This is a genomic window from Streptomyces sp. NPDC007162, assembly GCF_040634175.1.
GTDB lineage: Bacteria > Actinomycetota > Actinomycetes > Streptomycetales > Streptomycetaceae > Streptomyces.
The window spans coordinates 1-4693 of record NZ_JBEYFC010000608.1; the positions used below are offsets into that span (position 1 = coordinate 1).

Genomic DNA, 4693 nt, shown 5'->3' on the forward strand with positions numbered 1-4693 from the left:
GCTTCCCACCGCAGGGCGATGATCCGGGATGTCAGTCATCTCGGACAGCGATGACCGCCCCGTCGCCCGGTGTGCGCTGTGGGGTCGCCGGATGTGCGCTCGCGGTCAACTGCCGTGCCCGTGACGCCCCTACCGTGGGGCCCGGCGGCACCGGAACCGACCGGTGCGCCGCACGCAATCCCAGGAGACTCGCATGTCCGAAGCCCCCTCGCCCGTCAAGCCGGTGCTGGAACCCGCCGCGCAGGCCTTCGTCGAGGCCACCGCCAACCCGCCGTTCCTCTTCGACCTCGCCCCGGAGGAGGGCCGCAAGGCCGTCGACGAGGTGCAGTCCGGCGAGATCGCCAAGCCGGCCGTGGACGAGGAGTGGATCACGGTCTCCGGCGGTCCCACCGGCACCGTCCGGGCCCGCATCGTGAAGCCGGCCGGCGCCACCGGCACCCTGCCGGTCATCATCTACATCCACGGCGCCGGCTGGGTCTTCGGCAACGCCCACACCCACGACCGCCTGGTCCGCGAACTCGCCGTCGGCGCGCAGGCCGCCGTCGTCTTCCCCGAGTACGACCGTTCGCCCGAGGCCCGCTACCCGGTCGCCATCGAGCAGAACTGGACGGTCGCGCGGTGGATCGTGGAGCAGGGCGCGACCAAGGACCTGGACGCCACCCGGATCGCGGTCGCCGGTGACTCGGTCGGCGGCAACATGGCCGCCGCCCTCACCCTCATGGCCAAGGAGCGCGGCGGGGTCCCGCTGCTCCAGCAGGTGCTGTTCTACCCGGTCACCGACGCCGGCTTCGACACCGCCTCCTACCACCAGTTCGCCGAGGGCTACTTCCTGCGCCGCGACGGCATGTTCTGGTTCTGGGACCAGTACACGACCGACGAGGCCGAGCGCGCCCAGATCACCGCCAGCCCGCTGCGCGCCACCACCGAGCAGCTCAGGGACCTGCCCCCGGCGCTGGTCATCGTCGCCGAGGCGGACGTGCTGCGCGACGAGGGCGAGGCCTACGCCAACAAGCTGCGCGAGGCCGGCGTCCCGGTCACCGCGGTCCGCTTCCAGGGCATCATCCACGACTTCGTGATGCTCAACGCGCTGCGCGGGACGCACGCCGCCGAGGCCGCCATCTCGCTGGCCGCACGCACCCTGCACACCGCCCTGCACGCCGCCTGACATGGCCGACTCAACACCCACGGTCGTCCTGGTGCACGGCGCCTTCGCCGACGCCTCCAGCTTCGCCCGGGTCGTCCCGGAACTGCAGGCCGACGGCCTGAAGGTGCTCGTCCCGGCCGTGCCCAACCGCAGCCTCACCGGCGACGCCGCCTACATCGCCTCCGTGGTCCGCGCCGTCCCCGGCCCGGTCGTCCTGGTCGGCCACTCCTACGGCGGTGCCGTCATCACCGTCGCGGGCGCCGAGCCCAACGTCCGGGCCCTGGTCTACCTGGCCGGCTACGCCTTGGAGGAGGGCGAGAGCCTCGGCGAGCTGCAGGGCCGTTTCCCGGACTCGGAGCTCGCCTCGGCCCTCGTGTACACCCCGTTCCCGGTCGAGGGCTCCGACGAGCCGGGCACCGACGTGACGGTCGACCCCGACCGGTTCGCCGAGATCTTCGCCGCGGACGTGGAGCCGGACCTGGCCAGGGTGCTGGCCGTCTCCCAGCGGCCGCTGGCGGGCGCCGCCTTCGCCGAGGCGGCCCCGGTCGCGGCCTGGAGGACCAAGCCGTCCTGGGGTCTGGTGTCGTCCTCGGACCGCACCATCAACCCGGACGTCGAGCGCTACGGCTACGAGCGCGCCGGCATGACGATCGCCGAGGTCGACTCCTCGCACCTGGTCATGCTCGCGCACCCGCAGGAGGTCGCCGACGTGATCCGTGCGGCCGTACTGTCCCTCGCCACGGAGTAAACGACGCACCCCGCAAGGGTGACGCAGAGCGGGCCGCGTACCGGTGTCGACCGGGCGCGGCCCGTCCGCGTGTAGGTACGTGACCATGCGGACACCGATGCGATCCCCCTGGACCTGGGCCGCCCTCGCCGTCGTGACGGCGGTGTGCGGGGCGCTCCCGTACGCCGTGGCAGGCGGCGACGCCCCCCGGCCGCTCACGGCGGACGAGGCCCGGCGGCTGGCCGTCACCCGGTTCCGCGCCTACCGGGACAGTCCGGCCGCGGTGACGGTACGGGCGCCGCTGCCCGGCGGTACGGCCGTGGTCCGCGCGGTGGTCGACGAGCACCGGCACCGGGCGGTGGGCTGGTTCGACACGGGTGACGCGGCGGAGCGCGGGCTGCTGGCGTGGGACACCAGGGGCCTGGCGGTGGCCCGGCCGAGGACCGACGGCAGCGCGGCGCCGCTGACCAGACCGGCGTCCCTGGCCCAGGCGGTGGCGGAGGCCGGACGGTTGCGGCGCGGGGTGTGGATCCGCCGGAGCTACGGCCCCGCGTCGCTGGACACGGCCCTGCGGCTGACCCTGTCCCTGGCCGCCGACCGCCCGGACAACGCCCGCCTGCTCGCCCGCTCGGCACGGCGCCACGTGGGCCAGGACCGCATCGGCGGCCGTCGTTACGACATCTTCTCCGCGCCCCCGTCGCTGCGGTTCTGGGTCGACCGGGCGGGCCGGCTGCGCCGCGTCAGGGAGGACCTGGACGACGACCGCACGATCATGGTGGACATGACGGCCACCCGGGTACGCCCGGGGGTGCCGGACGGCCCGTGGGCAAAGGGCTGACGCCCCCGCGGCCTCCTGTGAACGAGCCCACCCGACCTGTGAGTTGAGCACGCCGCCTGTGCATCTGCGTACCACCCCCTGACAACCCCGCGCCGGATGCAAGGATGAGGCGCCATGACGGCAGGTCGGTGTGCGCGCACGGTGCGGTCCGCGGTGTTCGCGGCCGTCTGCGTGCTGCTCGCCGCCGTCGGCCACGTCCTGATGTCCGGCAGCCCGGTGCCTGCCTGGGCGTTCGCCACCGGCCTCCTGGCCACCACCGTCGTCGGCTGGAGCCTGGCCGGACGCGAACGCGGGCTGCCGCTGGTCGTCTGCGCCGCGGTGGGTGCCCAGACGGCGCTGCACTCCGGGTTCTCCGCGGCCCAGGCGTGGACGGCCCAGGCGGCCCCCGTGACCGCCATGCACATGGACATGACCGGTGGCACGACCGGTGGCACGACGGGTGCCATGACCGGCGGCATGGCCGACATGCACATGGCCTCCGCGCCCCCGGACCCCGTCGCCTACCTGGGGTTCGGCAGCACCGGACCCGCCGCGACCGGCATGCTCGCCGCCCACCTCCTCGCCGCGCTGCTGTGCGGACTGTGGCTCGGCCACGGCGAGCGCGCCGCGTTCCGGGTCCTGCGGGCCGTGGCCGGCCGGCTCACGGCCCCGCTGCGGTTGCTGCTCGCCCTGCCCGCCCCGGCCGGGCCGCCGCGTCCCCGGCCGTACCGCCGCCGCTCGGAGCGGGCGCCGCGGCTGCTGCTCCTCGGCCACGCGATCACCACCCGGGGTCCGCCCGCGGGGACCGCTGTCGCCTGACGACAGCCGGTGGTCCGGGCCGCCCCTGCGCGCCCCGGACGAACACGGCGGCCCTCTGAGCCCGCGTGCCCTGCGGGCGCGCCGCACGGCGGGCCGCCGCCCCCGCACCTTTCCCACAAGGACACCGAGTGATCACTTCCGTCCTGCCCGCACGCCCCGCGCCGGACGCGACACGCGACGCGTCGATCACGGCCTGGGCCCTCGCGGCCCGGTCCGGCGACCCGGCCGCCGTGGACGCCTTCGTACGGGCCCTGCACCGCGACGTGACCCGTTTCGTCGCCCATCTCTGCGCCGACCCGCAAGCGGTCGACGACCTCGCGCAGGACACCTTCCTGCGCGCGCTGGGCAGCCTGCACCTCTTCGAGGGCCGCTGCTCGGCCCGGTCCTGGCTGCTGACGATCGCCCGCCGGGCGGTCGTGGACAGCCACCGGTACGCCGCCGCCCGCCCGCGCGCCGCGGACGTCCCCGACTGGCAGCTCGCCGTGGAGCACGCACAGCCGCACGGGCTGCCCGGTTTCGAGGACGGCGTCGCGCTGCTCGACCTGCTGGCGGCGCTGCCCGACGAGCGGCGGGAGGCGTTCGTCCTCACCCAGCTGCTCGGACTGCCGTACGCGGAGGCCGCCCAGGTCAGCGACTGCGCGGTGGGCACGGTCCGCTCCCGGGTCGCCCGGGCCCGGGCAGCGCTCCAGGATCAGCTGTCCTGAGGTCCCTCGAACGCCCGGAGGATCTCCTCGGCGGCCAGCGTCGCCGTCAACGAGCCGTCCCTGACCCGCTGTTCGAGCCCGGGGGCGGCCGCGCGCACCGCCGGGTGCGCGTAGAGCCGGCCCAGCAGTTCGTCGCGGACCATCGACCAGGTCCAGCCCACCTGCTGGTCCCGGCGCTTGGCGGCGAGCCGCCCGGTGGAGTCGAGCAGCGCCCGGTGCTGTTCCAGCCGTTCCCAGACCGGTTCGAGGCCCGTCGACTCCCGGGCGCTGCAACTGAGCACCGGCGGGGTCCAGAACGCGTCCTTGCCGTGCATCAGCCGCAGCGCGCCCGCCAGTTCCCGGGCCGCGGACCGGGCGTCGCGCTCGTGGGGGCCGTCCGCCTTGTTGACGGCGATCACGTCGGCGAGTTCCAGGACGCCCTTCTTGATGCCCTGGAGCTGGTCGTTCATGAAGTCCGTACCTCGTCGTTCATCGTGGTGATC

The 4693-nt window shown here is 74.7% G+C and carries 5 protein-coding genes and 1 pseudogene; 5 read left to right on the forward strand and 1 reads right to left on the reverse strand.

Going from position 1 to position 4693, the window contains the following annotated elements; all coding sequences use genetic code 11:
- The first annotated feature begins 193 nt into the window (after positions 1 to 193).
- The 5 genes from ABZ646_RS40355 to ABZ646_RS40375 all read left to right on the forward strand — a co-directional run bounded on the left by ABZ646_RS40355 (position 194) and on the right by ABZ646_RS40375 (position 4211).
- Positions 194 to 1165, forward strand: coding sequence for an alpha/beta hydrolase (locus ABZ646_RS40355; RefSeq protein ID WP_360530875.1), 972 nt, complete (start codon positions 194 to 196; stop codon positions 1163 to 1165).
- Between the two features lies 1 nt (position 1166).
- On the forward strand, positions 1167 to 1892 hold the full coding sequence (locus ABZ646_RS40360; protein ID WP_360530878.1) for an alpha/beta hydrolase: 726 nt from the start codon (positions 1167 to 1169) through the stop codon (positions 1890 to 1892).
- A 97-nt stretch (positions 1893 to 1989) separates the two neighbouring features.
- The gene (locus ABZ646_RS40365) at positions 1990 to 2709 is read left to right on the forward strand and encodes a hypothetical protein (RefSeq protein ID WP_360530881.1); all 720 of its coding nucleotides are present in this window, start codon (positions 1990 to 1992) and stop codon (positions 2707 to 2709) included.
- A gap of 114 nt (positions 2710 to 2823) precedes the next feature.
- Positions 2824 to 3507, forward strand: coding sequence for a hypothetical protein (locus tag ABZ646_RS40370; protein WP_360530884.1), 684 nt, complete (start codon positions 2824 to 2826; stop codon positions 3505 to 3507).
- A gap of 128 nt (positions 3508 to 3635) precedes the next feature.
- A complete protein-coding gene (locus ABZ646_RS40375; RefSeq protein WP_360530887.1) occupies positions 3636 to 4211 on the forward strand; it encodes a sigma-70 family RNA polymerase sigma factor in 576 nt (191 codons plus the stop codon).
- Here the strand turns inward: ABZ646_RS40375 and ABZ646_RS40380 are convergent.
- A pseudogene (locus ABZ646_RS40380) lies at positions 4199 to 4693 on the reverse strand (methylmalonyl Co-A mutase-associated GTPase MeaB); the annotation flags it as partial. The gene ABZ646_RS40375 and the pseudogene ABZ646_RS40380 overlap by 13 nt on opposite strands.

Bases quoted from the DNA above. Each gene is read 5' to 3' on its own strand.
- ABZ646_RS40355 (WP_360530875.1), top strand. From the start codon at position 194: ATGTCCGAAGCCCCCTCGCCCGTCAAGCCGGTGCTGGAACCCGCCGCG.
- ABZ646_RS40360 (WP_360530878.1), top strand. From the start codon at position 1,167: ATGGCCGACTCAACACCCACGGTCGTCCTGGTGCACGGCGCCTTCGCC.
- ABZ646_RS40365 (WP_360530881.1), top strand. From the start codon at position 1,990: ATGCGATCCCCCTGGACCTGGGCCGCCCTCGCCGTCGTGACGGCGGTG.
- ABZ646_RS40370 (WP_360530884.1), top strand. From the start codon at position 2,824: ATGACGGCAGGTCGGTGTGCGCGCACGGTGCGGTCCGCGGTGTTCGCG.